The organism is Pseudomonas sp. DWP2-2 (assembly GCF_049897065.1).
In the GTDB taxonomy this organism is placed as follows: Bacteria; Pseudomonadota; Gammaproteobacteria; order Pseudomonadales; family Pseudomonadaceae; genus Aquipseudomonas; species Aquipseudomonas paracarnis.
In genome coordinates this window covers 34,665-50,120 of sequence record NZ_JAFCVN010000017.1, presented here as the reverse complement: position 1 = coordinate 50,120, position 15,456 = coordinate 34,665, and the positions used below count along the sequence as shown (strand labels likewise).

10 protein-coding genes are annotated in these 15,456 nt (G+C 59.6%); 7 read left to right on the top strand and 3 right to left on the bottom strand.

Features of this window, described 5'->3' with window-relative positions:
• The first annotated feature begins 25 nt into the window (after positions 1 to 25).
• The 5 genes from ACP7CZ_RS25300 to ACP7CZ_RS25280 all read left to right on the top strand — a co-directional run bounded on the left by ACP7CZ_RS25300 (position 26) and on the right by ACP7CZ_RS25280 (position 7,731).
• Positions 26 to 922 carry a LysR substrate-binding domain-containing protein gene (locus ACP7CZ_RS25300; protein ID WP_057977305.1) on the top strand — a complete coding sequence of 299 codons (897 nt, stop codon included), beginning with the start codon at positions 26 to 28 and terminating at the stop codon, positions 920 to 922.
• 217 nt (positions 923 to 1,139) lie between these two features.
• Complete coding sequence (gene mexE, locus ACP7CZ_RS25295) at positions 1,140 to 2,381, top strand: multidrug efflux RND transporter periplasmic adaptor subunit MexE (protein ID WP_034127407.1); 1,242 nt, start codon at positions 1,140 to 1,142, stop codon at positions 2,379 to 2,381.
• Between the two features lie 15 nt (positions 2,382 to 2,396).
• Entirely contained in the window at positions 2,397 to 5,576 is a 3,180-nt protein-coding gene (locus tag ACP7CZ_RS25290) for an efflux RND transporter permease subunit (RefSeq protein WP_034127367.1), read from the top strand.
• Positions 5,573 to 6,988 (top strand): efflux transporter outer membrane subunit, encoded by a 1,416-nt coding sequence (locus ACP7CZ_RS25285; RefSeq protein WP_034127366.1) that lies wholly within the window; start codon positions 5,573 to 5,575, stop codon positions 6,986 to 6,988. The genes ACP7CZ_RS25290 and ACP7CZ_RS25285 overlap by 4 nt, the downstream gene beginning before the upstream one ends.
• A 218-nt stretch (positions 6,989 to 7,206) precedes the next feature.
• Complete coding sequence (locus ACP7CZ_RS25280; protein WP_294165733.1) at positions 7,207 to 7,731, top strand: hypothetical protein; 525 nt, start codon at positions 7,207 to 7,209, stop codon at positions 7,729 to 7,731.
• A 64-nt stretch (positions 7,732 to 7,795) separates the two neighbouring features.
• On the opposite strand, the gene ACP7CZ_RS25275 is transcribed toward ACP7CZ_RS25280, so the two are convergent.
• The 3 genes from ACP7CZ_RS25275 to ACP7CZ_RS25265 form a co-directional block, all read right to left on the bottom strand.
• On the bottom strand, positions 7,796 to 8,179 hold the full coding sequence (locus tag ACP7CZ_RS25275; protein ID WP_125919876.1) for a hypothetical protein: 384 nt from the start codon (positions 8,177 to 8,179) through the stop codon (positions 7,796 to 7,798).
• Positions 8,180 to 8,501: 322 nt separating this feature from the next.
• Positions 8,502 to 11,903, bottom strand: a complete 3,402-nt coding sequence (locus tag ACP7CZ_RS25270) for a hypothetical protein (RefSeq protein WP_294165735.1) — start codon at positions 11,901 to 11,903, stop codon at positions 8,502 to 8,504.
• A gap of 303 nt (positions 11,904 to 12,206) precedes the next feature.
• Positions 12,207 to 13,220 carry an AraC family transcriptional regulator gene (locus ACP7CZ_RS25265; protein ID WP_054895923.1) on the bottom strand — a complete coding sequence of 338 codons (1,014 nt, stop codon included), beginning with the start codon at positions 13,218 to 13,220 and terminating at the stop codon, positions 12,207 to 12,209.
• Between the two features lie 168 nt (positions 13,221 to 13,388).
• On the opposite strand from ACP7CZ_RS25265, the gene efeU reads away from it, so the two are divergent.
• Both efeU and efeO read left to right on the top strand, forming a co-directional pair.
• Positions 13,389 to 14,234: an iron uptake transporter permease EfeU gene (gene efeU, locus ACP7CZ_RS25260; RefSeq protein WP_034127362.1), complete on the top strand. Its 846-nt coding sequence runs from the start codon at positions 13,389 to 13,391 to the stop codon at positions 14,232 to 14,234.
• Positions 14,235 to 14,244: 10 nt separating this feature from the next.
• Positions 14,245 to 15,447 carry an iron uptake system protein EfeO gene (gene efeO / locus ACP7CZ_RS25255; RefSeq protein WP_294165738.1) on the top strand — a complete coding sequence of 401 codons (1,203 nt, stop codon included), beginning with the start codon at positions 14,245 to 14,247 and terminating at the stop codon, positions 15,445 to 15,447.
• Positions 15,448 to 15,456 lie beyond the last annotated feature (9 nt).

Sequence of the window (15,456 nt, the reverse complement as noted above, 5' to 3'; positions counted from 1 at the left end):
TCATCTCAAAAATGGAACACTGCCCATGTTCGACCTCAACGAACTCTTCCTCTACGCCAAGGTGGTCGAGTACGGCGGCTTTGCGGCGGCGGGCCGTGCGCTGAACCTGCCCAAATCGACCTTGAGCCGCAGAGTCAGCCAGCTTGAAGCCAGGCTGGGGGCGCGGCTGATACAGCGTTCGACGCGCCAGTTCCAGGTCACCGATATCGGCCAGGCCTATTACCGCCATTGCGTGGCGATGATTGCCGAAGCCGAGTCGGCCGAAGATGTGATTGCCTTCAACAAATCAGAGCCGCGGGGCGTGATCCGCTTGAGTTGCACCACTGCGCTGCTCAACTACTGGGTGGCGCCGATGCTCGCCCAATTCATGGCGCAATGCGCCAGCGTCGAACTGAACGTGAAAAGCTTCAACCGCAAGGTCGACATCATCAGCGAAGGCTATGACATGGCCTTGAACCTGTGTTTCCCGCCGCTGGAAAGCAGTGAGCTGGTCATGAAGGTACTGGCTAAAAGTCCTCAGGTACTGGTGGCGAGCGCGACTTTTTTGCAGGACGCTCCCCTGCCCTCGCTACCGGCTGACCTTGCCGGGCTGGCGACGATCCATTGGGGCAACCCGTTGCTTGCGTACCTGTGGGACCTGACCGGGCCGGACGGCGCGACGGCCCAGGTCGCGCACACGCCACGCCTGGTCAGCGATGATATGTCGACCCTGAAAAACGCAGCACTGGCGGGCGTGGGCATCGCCAACCTGCCGCAGGTAGTCGTGAAAGACGAACTGGCCGATGGCCGTTTGATTGCCGTATTGCCTGAATGGCAACCCGCTGAAGGCGTGATCACCGCCGTGTTCCCCTCCAGGCGTGGGCTGATGCCGTCGGTGCGGTCCTTGATCGACTTTCTGGGCGACGCGTTTGAGGCGCGGTGATGGTCCCACGGATTGCTGGGAAAGTTCCTTGCACCCTCAGCAACAGTCTTTTGTCATCAATCACATTGATAGCTCCCTAACAAAACCCCCATGCTAGAGGGCTGACTCCGCGCTTATATCATTCCGAATGATAGTTACCTTTGCTTCATTCGATTCGTGACATAGCACCTCCCCGCGCATGATCCGCCCATCTCAAATACATTGGCGGATGCACCTCATGGAACAGTCACTCAAACATTTGCGCTTCCCTCTGGCGATATTGGCCGTGGTGGTGATGAGCGCGTGCGGCAAGACCCAGGAACAGGCGGCCGCCATGCCTCCTGCCAAGGTCAGCGTGGCCAAGGTGCTGGAACAACCGGTCAACGAGTGGGACGAGTTCACCGGGCGCCTTGAAGCGCCGGAAACCGTGCAGATTCGTCCTCGGGTGTCCGGCCAGATTGACCAAGTCGCTTTTACTGAAGGCGCTTTGGTCAAGAAAGGCGACCTACTGTTCCAGATCGACCCGCGCCCGTTCCAGGCCGAAGTACGCCGCCTGGAGGCCCAACTGGCTCAGACCAAAGCCGCCGCCACCCGCAGCGAAAACGAAGCGCAACGCGGCGAACGCCTGCGCCAGAGCAATGCGATCTCCGCCGAACTGGCCGACTCGCGCACCACCGCAGCCCAGGAAGCCCGTGCCGCGATGGCCGGGATCCAGGCGCAGTTGGACCTGGCCAAGCTGAACCTGAGCTTCACCCGCGTGACCTCGCCCATCAGTGGCCGCGTCAGCCGTGCCGAAATCACCGCCGGCAACCTGGTGACCGCCGATACCACTGCGCTCACCAGCGTGGTCTCCACCGACAAGGTCTATGCCTACTTCGATGCCGATGAGCGCGTGTTCCTCAAGTACACCGAACTGGCCCGTGAAGGCCGGCGCGGCGCAACCACCCCTGTGTACCTGGGCCTGTCCAACGAAACCGGTAACCCGCACCTGGGCCAGATGAACTTCGTCGACAACCAGGTCAACCCGGCTACCGGCACCATCCGTGGCCGTGCGGTGTTCGACAACAGCAAGGGCGAATACACCCCTGGCCTGTATGCGCGCTTGAAACTGGTCGGCAGCGGCACCTATTCGGCGGTGTTGATCAACGACGAAGCCGTCGGCACTGACCTGGGCAAGAAATTCGTGCTGGTGATGGACGGCGACAAGCCGGCTTATCGCGCGGTGGAACTGGGGCCGAAAATCGAAGGCTTGCGCATCGTGCGCAGCGGCTTGACCAAGGACGACACCGTGATCGTCAAGGGCCTGCAGCGTGTACGCCCAGGCTCGCCGGTCGCACCCGAAACCATCCCGATGGCCAGCAAGGAAACCCTCGCCGCCTTGGCCCAACAACGACAAGCCCTTGAAGCCAGCAACCTGGAGCAAGTGGCGCCGGAGAAACCCGCGCCCAAGCTCGCAAGCGTCGCGACTCCACGCGGTTAAGGGATACGACTCAAGATGAATTTTTCCAAGTTCTTCATTTCACGGCCGATCTTCGCAGCGGTGCTGTCGCTGTTGATCCTGATCGCAGGCGCAATCTCGCTGTTCCAACTGCCGATCAGCGAATACCCGGAGGTGGTGCCGCCGACCGTGGTAGTGCGCGCCAACTTCCCGGGTGCCAACCCCAAAGTCATCGGTGAAACCGTGGCCGCGCCGTTGGAGCAAGCCATCACTGGTGTCGAGAACATGCTGTACATGTCCTCGCAGTCCACCGCCGACGGCAAGCTGACCCTGACCATCACCTTCGCCCTGGGCACCGACCTGGACAACGCGCAGGTGCAGGTGCAAAACCGTGTGACGCGCACCCAGCCCAAGCTGCCGGAGGAAGTGACGCGCATCGGTATTACCGTGGACAAGGCCTCCCCCGACCTGACCATGGTGGTGCACTTGACCTCCCCGGATCAGCGTTATGACATGTTGTACCTGTCCAACTACGCGATCCTCAATATCAAGGACGAACTGGCCCGCCTGGGCGGCGTCGGTGACGTGCAGTTGTTCGGCATGGGCGACTACTCCCTGCGCGTGTGGCTGGACCCGAACAAGACCGCCTCACGCAACCTGACCGCCACCGATGTGGTCACGGCGATCCGCGAGCAGAACCGCCAGGTGGCAGCCGGTGCCCTGGGCGCCCAACCTGCGCCGAGTGACACCAGCTTCCAGTTGTCGGTCAACACCCAGGGCCGCCTGGTCACTGAGGAAGAGTTCGAGAACATCGTGATTCGCGCCGGCGCCAACGGTGAAATCACCCGCCTCAAGGACATCGCCAGGGTCGAACTGGGCTCCAGCCAATACGCGCTGCGCTCGTTGATCGATAACCAGCCCGCCGTTGCGATTCCGATTTTCCAGCGTCCAGGCTCCAATGCCATCGACATCTCCAACGATGTACGCAGCAAAATGGCCGAGCTGAAAAAGAGCTTTCCGGCGGGCATGGATTACCGCATCGCCTATGACCCGACTATCTTTGTGCGCGGTTCCATCGAAGCGGTGGTGCATACCCTGTTTGAAGCACTGATCCTCGTGGTGCTGGTGGTGATTCTGTTCCTGCAGACCTGGCGCGCCTCGATCATTCCATTGGTGGCGGTACCGGTATCCTTGATCGGTACCTTTGCGGTGATGCACCTGTTCGGGTTCTCGCTCAACGCCCTGTCATTGTTCGGCCTGGTACTGGCCATCGGCATCGTGGTGGACGACGCCATCGTGGTGGTGGAGAACGTCGAGCGTAATATCGAACTGGGTCTGGAGCCGTTCCCGGCGACCGAAAAAGCCATGAGTGAAGTGACCGGCCCCATCATCGCCACGGCGCTGGTGCTGTGTGCGGTGTTCATTCCAGCCGCCTTTATCAGTGGCTTGACCGGGCAGTTCTACAAGCAGTTCGCCTTGACCATCGCGATCTCAACCGTGATCTCGGCGTTCAACTCCCTGACCCTGTCCCCTGCCCTGGCCGCTGTGCTGCTGCGCGGTCACGACGCGCCGAAGGACCGTTTCTCCAAGTTCCTCGACAAGGTCTTCGGAGGCTGGTTGTTCCGTCCCTTCAACCGCTTTTTCGAAAAGGCCAGCCATGGCTATGTAGGCACCGTGCGCCGTGTGATTCGCGGCAGCGGCATTGCCTTGTTCGTCTACGCGGGTTTGATGGTGCTGACGTTCTTCGGCTTTGCCCACACACCGACGGGTTTCGTACCGGCGCAGGACAAGCAATACCTGGTGGCCTTCGCCCAACTGCCCGACGCGGCGAGCCTGGACCGCACCGAAAACGTGATGAAGCGCATGTCGGAGATCGCCCTTAAACAACCCGGCGTGGAAGCCGCAATTGCCTTCCCGGGCCTGTCGATCAACGGGTTCACCAACAGTCCGAACAGCGGCATCGTGTTCGTGACCTTGAAGCCCTTTGATGAGCGCAAAGACCCAAGCATGTCTGCCGGTGCGATTGCCGGTGCACTGAACGGCCAATACGCCAATATCGAAGAAGCCTACATGGCGATCTTCCCGCCGCCGCCGGTACAGGGCCTGGGCACCATCGGCGGGTTCCGCCTGCAGATCGAAGACCGTGGCAACCTCGGCTATGACGAGCTGTACAAAGAAGTGCAGAACGTGATTGCCAAGAGCCACGGCGTGCCTGAACTGTTCGGCCTGTTCACCAGCTACACCGTGAACGTGCCACAGGTCGACGCCGCCATCGACCGCGAAAAGGCCAAGACCCACGGCGTGGCGATCAGCGACATCTTCGACACGCTGCAAGTCTACCTGGGTTCGCTGTATGCCAACGACTTCAACCGCTTCGGGCGTACCTACCAGGTCAACGTGCAGGCCGAGCAACAGTTCCGCCAGGACTCTGACCAGATCGGCCAACTGAAAGTGCGTAACAACAAAGGCGAGATGATCCCGCTGGCGACCTTTATCAAGGTCAGCGACACCTCGGGCCCGGACCGCGTGATGCACTACAACGGCTTCATCACCGCAGAAATCAACGGCAACGCCGCGCCGGGCTACAGCTCCGGCCAGGCCCAGGCCGCGATTGAAAAACTGCTCAAAGATGAACTGCCCAACGGCATGACCTACGAGTGGACCGACCTGACCTATCAGCAAATCCTCTCGGGCAATACCGCGCTGTTCGTGTTCCCGCTCTGTGTGCTGCTGGCGTTCCTGGTACTGGCCGCCCAATACGAAAGCTGGAGCCTGCCGCTGGCGGTGATCCTGATCGTACCGATGACGCTGCTGTCGGCCATTACCGGGGTAATCATCTCGGGCGGCGACAACAACATCTTCACCCAGATCGGCCTGATCGTACTGGTGGGCCTGGCGTGCAAGAACGCGATTCTGATCGTCGAATTTGCCAAGGATAAACAGCAGGAAGGCCTCGATCCGCTCGCCGCGGTACTGGAAGCCTGCCGCCTGCGTCTGCGGCCGATCCTGATGACCTCGTTCGCGTTCATCATGGGTGTGGTGCCGTTGGTGCTCTCCAGCGGTGCCGGCGCCGAGATGCGCCATGCCATGGGCGTGGCGGTGTTCTCCGGGATGATCGGTGTGACCTTCTTCGGTCTGTTGCTGACACCAGTGTTCTACGTACTGATCCGCCGCTATGTCGAACGCAGTGAAGCGCGCAAAGCGGCCAAGGCCTTGAAGCTGGAGACACAGCAATGAGTGTGAAAGTATTCCTGCCGAGCCTGTTGGTGCTGGCGCTCGCCGCCTGTGCCGTAGGCCCGGACTACAAGACCCAGCAACTGGAGGCGGCCAATATCACGGCCGCCGCCGACACCAAGAGCTACGACCACGCCAAATACGAAGGCATCTGGTGGCAGCAGTTCGACGACCCGACCCTCAACCAACTGGTGACCCAGTCCCTGAGCGGCAACCGCGACCTGCGCGTGGCCTTCGCCCGTCTGCGGGCGGCACGGGCCATCCGTGATGATGCGGCCAACGACATCATGCCGGTGGTCACCTCCCGCGCCAGCAGCGATGTGGGCAAGGGCCAGATTCCCGGCCAGACCACCAAACGCGTCAACAGCGAGCGCTACGACCTGGGCCTGGACATGGCCTGGGAAGTGGATTTGTTCGGACGTATCCGCCGCAACCTGGAAGCCAGTGACGCCGACCAACAGGTGGCCGAAGCCGACCTGTACCAGCTGCAAGTCACCATGATTGCCGAGCTGGTGGATGCCTACGGCCAACTGCGCGGTGCGCAACTGCGCGAACGTATTGCCCTGGACAACCTGAAGAACCAGCAGGAGTCGCGTGCCATCACCGTCAGCCTGCGTGATGCTGGCGTCGGTGATCAGCTCGACGTGGAACGTGCCGATGCGCGCCTGGCAGCGGTGGAAGCCAGCGTGCCGCAACTGCAGGCCGAACAAGTGCGCGAACGCAACCGCATCGCCACCCTCCTCGGCCAGCGCCCCGACAAGCTGAGCGTGGACCTGAGCCCGAAAGACTTGCCAGCGATTGCCAAGGCGTTGCCGATTGGCGACCCAGGGCAACTGCTGCAACGGCGCCCGGACATCCTCAGCGCCGAACGCAAACTGGCCGCCGCCACCGCACGTATCGGCGTGGCCAAGGCCGACCTGTTCCCACGGGTGAGCCTCAGCGGTTTCCTCGGCTTCACCGCCGGGCGCGGTTCGCAGATCGGCTCGGCCGCCGCGAATGCCTGGTCTCTAGGGCCGAGCATCACTTGGGCCGCGTTTGACCTGGGCAGCGTACGCGCGCGTTTGCGTGGCGCGAATGCCGAAGCCGATGGCGCGCTGGCCACCTATGAACAGCAAGTGTTGCTGGCATTGGAAGAGTCTGAAAACGCCTTCAGCGACTACGGCAAACGCCAGCAACGTTTGGTCTCGCTGATCCGCCAAAGCGAATCCAGCCGCGCCGCCGCCGACCTTGCGGCGATCCGCTACCGCGAAGGCACCGTGGACTTCCTGGTCCTGCTCGACGCCCAGCGCGAACGCCTGGCCGCCGAAGACGCCCAGGCCCAGGCCGAAGTCGACCTGTATCGCGGCATCGTCGCAATCTACAAGGCCCTTGGGGGTGGCTGGCAGCCGGATACAGTGGTGGCTAGCAGCAAGTGATGTAAAGAGCTCCTTTGGTTGGTCGCATCCAGCCAATTTTTAGCCCTGCGGTCCATTCGGTCGCGGGGCTTTTTTTTACCCTGGCATTAGCGGATCAATCAATTTGGCCTACGTGTAATACTTATCTGAAAGAAGTTTCCCAAATATTCAAACAGGTTAAATATCTGTCGCAAGGGGTCGATAGCAGGGTGAACCTTTCATCCTATAAGGAGACGAGCATGGATATGAGAGTGGTAATGCCCAATGCGCTTTCTAAGCAGGCAGATGCTTTTGTCATCAAAAACCCAGAGAAAACGACGAACACGTTTACTTTTACTGAAGAGTCCAAAGCCGTTGATGAACTGCGAGTGTGGCAGCAAACGCATCTTGCTGACCTGAAGCAGTTTTTAAAGAGCTATGACATGACATCTATTAGCACTGACGAGCTAAAAGTGGTCGGAAGGCGGTTGTACGAGAGCAATATCATTGATGCAAACGCTTTCGGCATATTCACATTTGGAGATGGTGCATTTGATGCCAACGGAAAACAAACAAACACACAGGTAAAATTCAACGCAATCGCCCTATTCAACGAAAAGCTGGATGATTACCTTGACTTTGTTAAAAGCAACCCAAGCGTGGGGCGCTCGCAAGGCATTCCTGAATACATAAAAGGGATGGTGGATGCTAATCGCGCTATTAATGCGTTGGCGTACTTCTCGAACTCTTCGAAAAATGATCTGTCAGTCGAAGAGCATGCTTGATCCCGACGCAGAAACCCAAATCGAAGTGTGCCAGAACCTCTGGCACACCCTATTTATCTATGGGTCAGCGGCCGTATCTAACGGTACCCGAATAGGACTTTGATTCCCCATCCGGGTTGTGAAGCCTCACTCGATAGGTACCTAAGGTTCCTACCCAGGAAGTATTGGCTGAAAGCGCGTTACCGGCGACGGCTTTCCAGGAACTGCCGACCTCTTGATCAATATAAATCTGAGGACTTCTCCCTGCACCGCCAGCGGAAACCATGGCATTTATATTTGCGCCGGAGCAACCGTTCGCACCAGTTATCGTGAAGGGACCATGGGCGACACTATCACCTCCAGGCCCGATTATCCCGGTGAAGCTCTCTGAAATATTCAAGCAAAGCGCAGACACCTGAACAGACACCACCATCAACGCACTAAAGGGTAACGCAATTAAACGCTTCATAAGTTCACCATCACATTATGGATTGAAAACTTAACGCATGAAGGTCATCACGCCACGTGCTCATTCAGCTATAGCAACGCCCTCACAGTTAAGTACTGTGACCCCTCTACCCAAAAGCGTCTGTAGCGGCCGCGTAGGATCACCATTAAAACTGTGCACGATTTTTTGTTCCGGATATGCCAGCCACTTCCTAAAAACAATAAGGCAGGGTCTGTCATACTCAAGCGAAGGGCGCTGTCAGTTATTTCCTAATCCCGCCTGTAACGCCACTTTCACGCAAGTCAGGTGCCGTCCTGGCCGCCCATTCTAAAAAGAACCTTTTTTAAAATACCAAGTGCTCTTGCACATAGGCCTTGAACGCCTGGTCACGTGCCGGCTGATGCGTGGGCGGGCGCTCGGGAAGCACTGTACCGGGAGGCTGCTGCATTAATCGGTAAACTCCGATCAGCTTCCTGGAGCCCTGCTCCATCGCGTAGATCAACCCTGGCGCGGGGGCGCGCGCAGAGCGTTTGCTGACGATTCTTATGGGTACCTGATCGGTGATCGGTAATTCCCCAAAAGCCGCCTGCGCGGCTTCAATTATCGCGCGGTTCTGCTTGAACAAGTTGGGGTCTGTCTTGAGCTGAGACAGCAGGGCAACACTGGTCATCGTGGACTCCGCGTTGAGATTGCCGGCGCGGGAGCCATACATGTTGACGCCCGTCTTGCCCACAAGGACTGGTGCATCTTCACCTGGCAGGACCAACACTGCAGGGTCGGTATGCCCGTTGGCCAGGTTGAGCAAACCTGCCGCATTTTCTTCATCTGTTCTCAACCGCGTGAGGTAGGCGAGATCAAGCGTACCTCGGCTCACAGGGCCTGGCAGGTGGTCCAATTCATGAATCAACGCGTTGCTCATAGCGCCTTCGTGGGAGCCGAAATGCTGGTAATAGCGCTTGGCACCATCGATGTTGACCTCCATGAATTTCCCCGTCTTATCGACCTTGAAATCTTCCGGGATGACCTGCGCCACCCATCGTTGGTCCCGGGAGCGCATGAACTTTATGTTTCTGGTGGTCAGCGCTTGAGCGTTGGTCTTGAGCCGTGTAAGGCGAGAGGTCATCAGTTTTCGTGCGTGATCAGGTCTAATGCCCTGGAAGCTCTTGAGCACAAAGTCCACGTCTTCAGTCAGCGCAGGGTCTGCTAGCGCTTTAAGTGCATCGTCCACCTTGGACACCATCAGCGGCTGCGAACGCTCGATGAGTTCCTTGACCTCCGCGCGTGTGGCTCTCGGCCCTGGCTTGACCTTGCCTTCGTTCGGTTGCGTCTCCACCGGGCGCTCTTCCTGCGGCTTTTCTGTGCTTTTTAGCGAGTCGCGGCGCATTTGCCGAACGCGCCCGACCCGTTGTTCTTCGAGTTGCGCTTTCCAAGCGGCGCGCACCACGCTCTGGGACTTCTCTCCAAGCCGATACAGGCGGCTTCCTACCCACTTGGCGGCTTTGAGCAGAGGTTCAGAGAGGCCGGCGAATGGATTGAGCAAACGGTTGGTGACTGTCCCCACCGCCCGGGTAGCCGCCGCCAGCCTGGAAAAGCCGGTTTGCGCCTTATCGAACGCTGCAGCCCCCTCCGCTGCACCTCCTGCGACGACAGTAATGGCTACCGCAACGTCGGTGGCGCACCCTGTCAACGCTCTCAGGTCTTTTTTGACGTGCCCGGAGACAATGTCGTCGTAGCAAGCCTTGAAGGGAATCAATGTATTTACAAGTGTTTTACTGACCCGTTTGACCCGATCCTGGAAACGCTCCGAGGCCGTTTGCCCCATTGCGGTAGTGAGGAGTTGTTCGGGATCCAGCACCAGATTGCGTTGGGCTACGTAGTCAGCAATCGCATTGGCCCGCTCCGAAAAAAAACCAAGCGGTGCCAGCGTTTGTGAAGATGTCGCCGCCGGCAGTGTTTCGCGCAATGCCCTGATCTGCACCTCGGATGCCCCCGCCCGTGGACCGTCCACGTGGGACTTCATACGGGTCACCCACAACCGCGGGACGATTGCCTCGCCTTTGTCCAACATCGCCTTGAAGTCGTGCCGTTCGACATAGGTCCCGCTCATGGGAAAAAACTCATAACACTTGGCATCTTTGCCCTGCCCGACGCCGATCAGGAAGCCATAGCGCCCCCTCACCGCCTGGAGTTGCTCATCGGCATCTGTTATGGAAGTACCTGCGCCATTAATGGACTCGGCCTCGACTCGATAAAAGGTCAGTTCCTGAGTGGCCAGTGCCTGCCGGTCCGCGTAGGGCATTTTGCTGAGAATGTCTTTCAGGCCCGTGGAGACGGCCTTTTGAAAACGCTCGGTATCACCCTTGACAGCCTCGGCAAGGGACTGCCCGGAATGTTTCAACCTCGTGAAGTGCACCCGCAGGGAAGCCAGCCTGGGGTCATATTCATCTTTGAACAACGTGGCGCCAGTCATATCCACAAGCCTGGTCGAGGCAAATTCACCGTACTTGAGATTGCCGCTCATGTGCAGGTCAACCAGGCTTTCCTTAAAGCCGAGACTGCGCTGCAACCAGGGTAACCCGGGCACCATATTAGACAGCAACTGGGGAAACCGGTACGCCACGGTATGCATCGGTTCGTTCAGATCGTGCCCGGGAAGCACGCGTTCGAGGTCAGCCTGTGCTCGCGCTCGCCGGTCTTTTATCGGGGTGCTCAATGTTACAAGGGCCTGATGAGAGCTCTCGATATAGTCGTTGTATTTTGTCGCCGCGACTTGCAGGTCTTGGGTGGTGTACTGATCGTCCGCTCGCCGAGCAATTACCCCGTGCATCGTTGCCCAATCAAGCAGCGGTTCTGTTTCGATGGCATGAAACAACACCGTTTGCTCCGGCGTCTGGGCCTGGAGGATGGCGCGCTCCAGCACCTGGTCATAGGTGAGGGTGCGGCTGGAGCCCTCTGCTGACTCCTCCAGCAACGCGACAGTTTTCCTGAGTACCACCCAGGCAGGAGAGCCGATGCGCAACGTATCCGGCGTGTCTGGCAGCACAAACTCTGGAGCGACACTGGCCAGCATGATATGCACAGTGGCATCCACCGCCTCGGGCCGCACGCGCCCATTGCGCACCAGATGCGCCTTCAAGTCGCCCTTGACTTCTGCCAGGGTACGCCCGGCGTTAGCCGGTGAGTACAGGTCATAACCTGCGATATGGTTTCTACGCTGCCCCAGCTCGGGGTCAATGCTCAACATCAGGGCAGTCAGCAGCAATTGGTTGCGCTGGTCGTTTGAAAACCCGGCAGGATCACGCCCAATCGCAGCCAGCAATGTGTTCTGCCGATAGCGATTGAGCGGTGCATGGCTACTCAGATGCCGAGTGATCTGATCATCCATGTTTTGCGTGGTCACGTTCATGCTGGTGAGGATGCCGTCGCCGACATAGGTTCTTAACGCCTCGACCAAGCGTTGGCGTTCGTCAAGGCTCAGGCTTGGGTGGCCTGGCTCCGGTGCCTGCGCAGATGCCCAGGTGTAGTTGCCCAAGGCAGGACTCGATGGTAGCCCAAGACGCTGCCAATTGATCAGGTTACGCACCTGCGCGGCCGTTCGCGGCAGGTTTTCACCACTCAGCCCTGGAAAACGTTGTTGCAGAAACGCCAGCGCGGTGGTGTCTTTGTCGACGGCGCCAGGACGGGGTGCCAGGTTAAACCGCAGGTTCGCCAGGTCGACGAAGGCATAGTCAGCCTTATCGAGCACACTGCGCTCCAACACGGTCAACCAGGCTTGCCGGTCAATCGCGTCCGCCTCGGCTTGAGTGAATCTGTGTTGCGCGGGATCCGACCCGGCAACCCACGATGACGAGACCTCAGGGGGGGTAACAAAAGGTGGGGGACCGAAACGCGCTGAAGAGAGAAGAGGTATTGCTGCAGGAACTTTTGATAACACGTCCATGACCCAGCGTTCAATAAGGGTTTCCAGACTGAGAGAAGGTCTGCGCTGGCTCCATAGGAAAAAGACGAGGCGCAAGCCAGACCTTTCGCTACGCTAATTGCCGCCGATTCAACTCGCGTCGCGCAGAATCAGGCTGCGCAAGTGCCCCGGATTGGACCCGGACCACTTGCGGAACGCCTTGTAGAACGAACTGGTATCGGCAAACCCCAACCGCGACGCAATCTCGGCAAAACTGATCTGCGGTTCAGCCAGCCACACAATCGCCAGCTCCTTGCGTACACCGTCTTTGAGGCCCTGATAAGTCTGCCCCTCCTCTGCCAGGCGGCGGCGCAGTGTGGAAGCGGAAATGCACAAGCTGGCCGCAAGGCCCTCGGTTTCAGGCCAGGTATGGGGCGGCATCTGGCGCAGGTCGTGCTTGATACGGGTGGCGAGGCTTTCGGGATCGCGGTATTTGACCAGGATGTTGGCCGGCGCACGGGCAAGGAAGCGCTTGAGTTCTTCCGGACTGCGCTTGATCGGCAGGTCGAGACAATCGGCTGAAAAAATCATGCGTGTGCGTGGTCGGTCAAAGCGCAGGTTGTCAGAAAACATCACCCGGTAATCGTCACAGAAGTCCGGCTGCGCGCAACGCAGTTCAATGGCGAGGATCGGGATGCGCCGCCCCGCCAGCCAGCAGGCGACGCCGTGGACGATCATCCAATAGGTGAAATAGGTAAAAGCGCGTTTTGGCTCATCAGGTTCGAGCAGGACAATCTCCGCCAGACTCTGCTGGCGAACCAGTTGGGCCGGAAGATGCTCAAGCATCAACGAGAGAAACCCCAAGCCGGTTTCCAGGCCGGCCGCCAGGCTGGGTTGCGCCATGGAGGCGCGACACAGGAACGCCAGGCTACCGGACTTGAGTGTGCGTGGGTCCATGCCAAAAAACTCATCGTCCCTGCGCCGCGCCAGCAAGCGCCACAGACGTGCATAGGCCGTGGCCGCCACGCGAGCGTCGGGCTGCTCAAGCAACGCCGGGTCAATCCCGACTTTGCTCAATGCCTCAACGGTGGCCGCTCCCGGCGCGCAACTGTGCAACAGCGCTTCGCGCACAAGGTGGATGGAGATAGTGTCTTTTTCCGACATGGGGCGTTGAACTGTCCGGCTGCAGTCTGGGTGGTCTGCATCATAAAGGCGGTTGCGCTTCGCCACCACCGTTCAGCCCACGTTCAGCAAAGGTCAATATTTCTTGTTTAGCAATGAGTATCATTATGTTACAACTTAGCTCCCTAACTAGTTGTGCCCGGGTGCCCGATGCTCGTTCCTTTTTTAATCATGCTGCGCGAAGGCATTGAAGCGGCATTAATCGTTGGCATTATCGCCAGTTACCTGCAACAGACCGGGCGTGGCCAGTGGATGCCTGCAGTGTGGATCGGCGTGTTCCTGGCGGCAGCGCTGGCGCTGCTGGTGGGCGGCGGCCTGGAGTTGGTCAGTGCGGAATTCCCGCAAAAGCAGCAGGAATTGTTTGAAGGTGTCGTCGGTCTGGTGGCCGTGGGCATCCTCAGTTCCATGGTGTTCTGGATGCGCAAAGTGGCGCGCTCGATTAAACACTCGCTGCATGAATCCCTCGATCATGCGCTGGCCGGCTCCAGGCATCAGGTGTTCGCCTTGATCGCCATGGTGTTCTTCGCCGTGGCCCGCGAAGGGCTGGAGACGGTGTTCTTCCTGTTGGCCGTGTTCCAGCAAAGCGAAGGTCCGGGCGCTCCGGTGGGCGCCCTGCTTGGCCTGGCGCTGGCCATTGTTGTGGGTTTGCTGATTTATTCCGGCAGCATGCGCCTGAACCTCAGTGCGTTTTTCCGCTGGACCGGCCTGTTCATCCTGGTGGTCGCGGCCGGCATTCTCGCCAATTCGGTGCAAGCCCTGCATGAAGCCGGCGTGTGGAATCACTGGCAGACCGTGCTATTCGACTTCAGCGCTGCGTTGCCCATGGACAGCCCGCTCGGTTCGGTACTGGCCGGTATGTTCGGTTACCAGGAGGCGCCGACCGTGAGCACCCTGGGCGCCTATCTGATTTACCTGGTGGTGGCCCTGGTGATGTTCTTCCTGCCCGCGGCCCCTACCCAGCCCGTTGCCAATACCTCTTCAGTTTCCAGCCAGTAAGGACCGTCTCTTGTCCAACCCAACCCCTCAATCGGCCCCGCCGTCCCGCGCCCTGCGCTGGGGCGTGGCCGGCTCGGTGGTGGTGATGATCGCCGCCGGAGGCCTGTTCTACTACGCCTCGCAATTGGCCGCCGGCAAGCGCCAGACCAACCACAATGAAATCGCGGTGACCATCCACGGCCACGCCTGCGAACCCAACGCCCTGACGGTACCAGCAGGACATGCCAGCTTTCGCATCATCAACCGCTCCGACCGCGCGGTGGAGTGGGAAATCCTCGACGGCGTGCTGGTGGTCGAAGAGCGGGAAAACATCGCCCCAGGCCTGAGCCAAGTGATCAACGCCAACCTGCTGCCCGGCGACTACGCCATTACCTGTGGCCTGCTGAGCAACCCTCGCGGCACCTTGCATGTCACGCCCACGGCAGAGTCTGACGCCCAGGCCAAGGCCAAGCCGTCGATGGTGGCCTTTATCGGCCCGTTGTCGGAGTTTCGCGTGTACCTGAGCAGCCAAGGCGGTGCGCTGGTCAAGGCCGTAACGGTCCTGCAACAGGCCATCGCCGCCGGCGACCTGGCCCAGGCCCAGGCGCTGTATGTACCGGCGCGCGAGGCGTATCAGCGCCTGGCGCCGGCGTCTCAGCGTCTGGCCGAATTGGATAACGCGATCAATGCCCGCGCCGATTATTTTGAAAAGCGCGAGCAGGACCCCGCCTTCAGCGGCTTCCACCGCCTCGAATACAGCCTGTTCCAGCAACACAGCCTTGATGGCCTCGCGCCGGTCGCCCAACGCCTGGTTACCGACGTCACCACGCTCAAGCAGCAATTACTGGCCCAGTCCCTGCCCCCGGAGCAACTGGTGAGCATCGTGGTCCGCAACCTCAACAGCCTGGCGGACGTGCGGGCGGCGAGCGGTGAAGAGGAACGCTACAGCCACATCGACTTGAACGGCTTTGCCGCCAATCTGCAGGTCGCGCGCAAGGTGGTCGACCTGATGCGCCCGTTGCTGGTCAAGTCCGCCGCCGACCTGTTGCCCGCTATCGACAGCGCGCTCAACGCCTTCGACAGCGAACTCGACGGGCTCAAGGTGAATGACCGCTACCCCAGCTACGACAAGGTTACAGCCGATCAGCGCAAGCAGATCGGCGACAAGGCCAAGGCACTGGCCGTTGCACTCGATGGAATCGACCCCGCCCTTGGCCTTTCCGGCCTGCAGTGAAGACGACCG

Coding starts and splice junctions, on each gene's coding strand:
- ACP7CZ_RS25300 (WP_057977305.1), top strand. CDS start 26: ATGTTCGACCTCAACGAACTCTTCCTCTACGCCAAGGTGGTCGAGTAC.
- ACP7CZ_RS25280 (WP_294165733.1), top strand. CDS start 7,207: ATGGATATGAGAGTGGTAATGCCCAATGCGCTTTCTAAGCAGGCAGAT.
- ACP7CZ_RS25265 (WP_054895923.1), bottom strand. CDS start 13,220: ATGTCGGAAAAAGACACTATCTCCATCCACCTTGTGCGCGAAGCGCTG.
- mexE (WP_034127407.1), top strand. CDS start 1,140: ATGGAACAGTCACTCAAACATTTGCGCTTCCCTCTGGCGATATTGGCC.
- ACP7CZ_RS25290 (WP_034127367.1), top strand. CDS start 2,397: ATGAATTTTTCCAAGTTCTTCATTTCACGGCCGATCTTCGCAGCGGTG.
- ACP7CZ_RS25275 (WP_125919876.1), bottom strand. CDS start 8,179: ATGAAGCGTTTAATTGCGTTACCCTTTAGTGCGTTGATGGTGGTGTCT.
- efeU (WP_034127362.1), top strand. CDS start 13,389: ATGCTCGTTCCTTTTTTAATCATGCTGCGCGAAGGCATTGAAGCGGCA.
- ACP7CZ_RS25285 (WP_034127366.1), top strand. CDS start 5,573: ATGAGTGTGAAAGTATTCCTGCCGAGCCTGTTGGTGCTGGCGCTCGCC.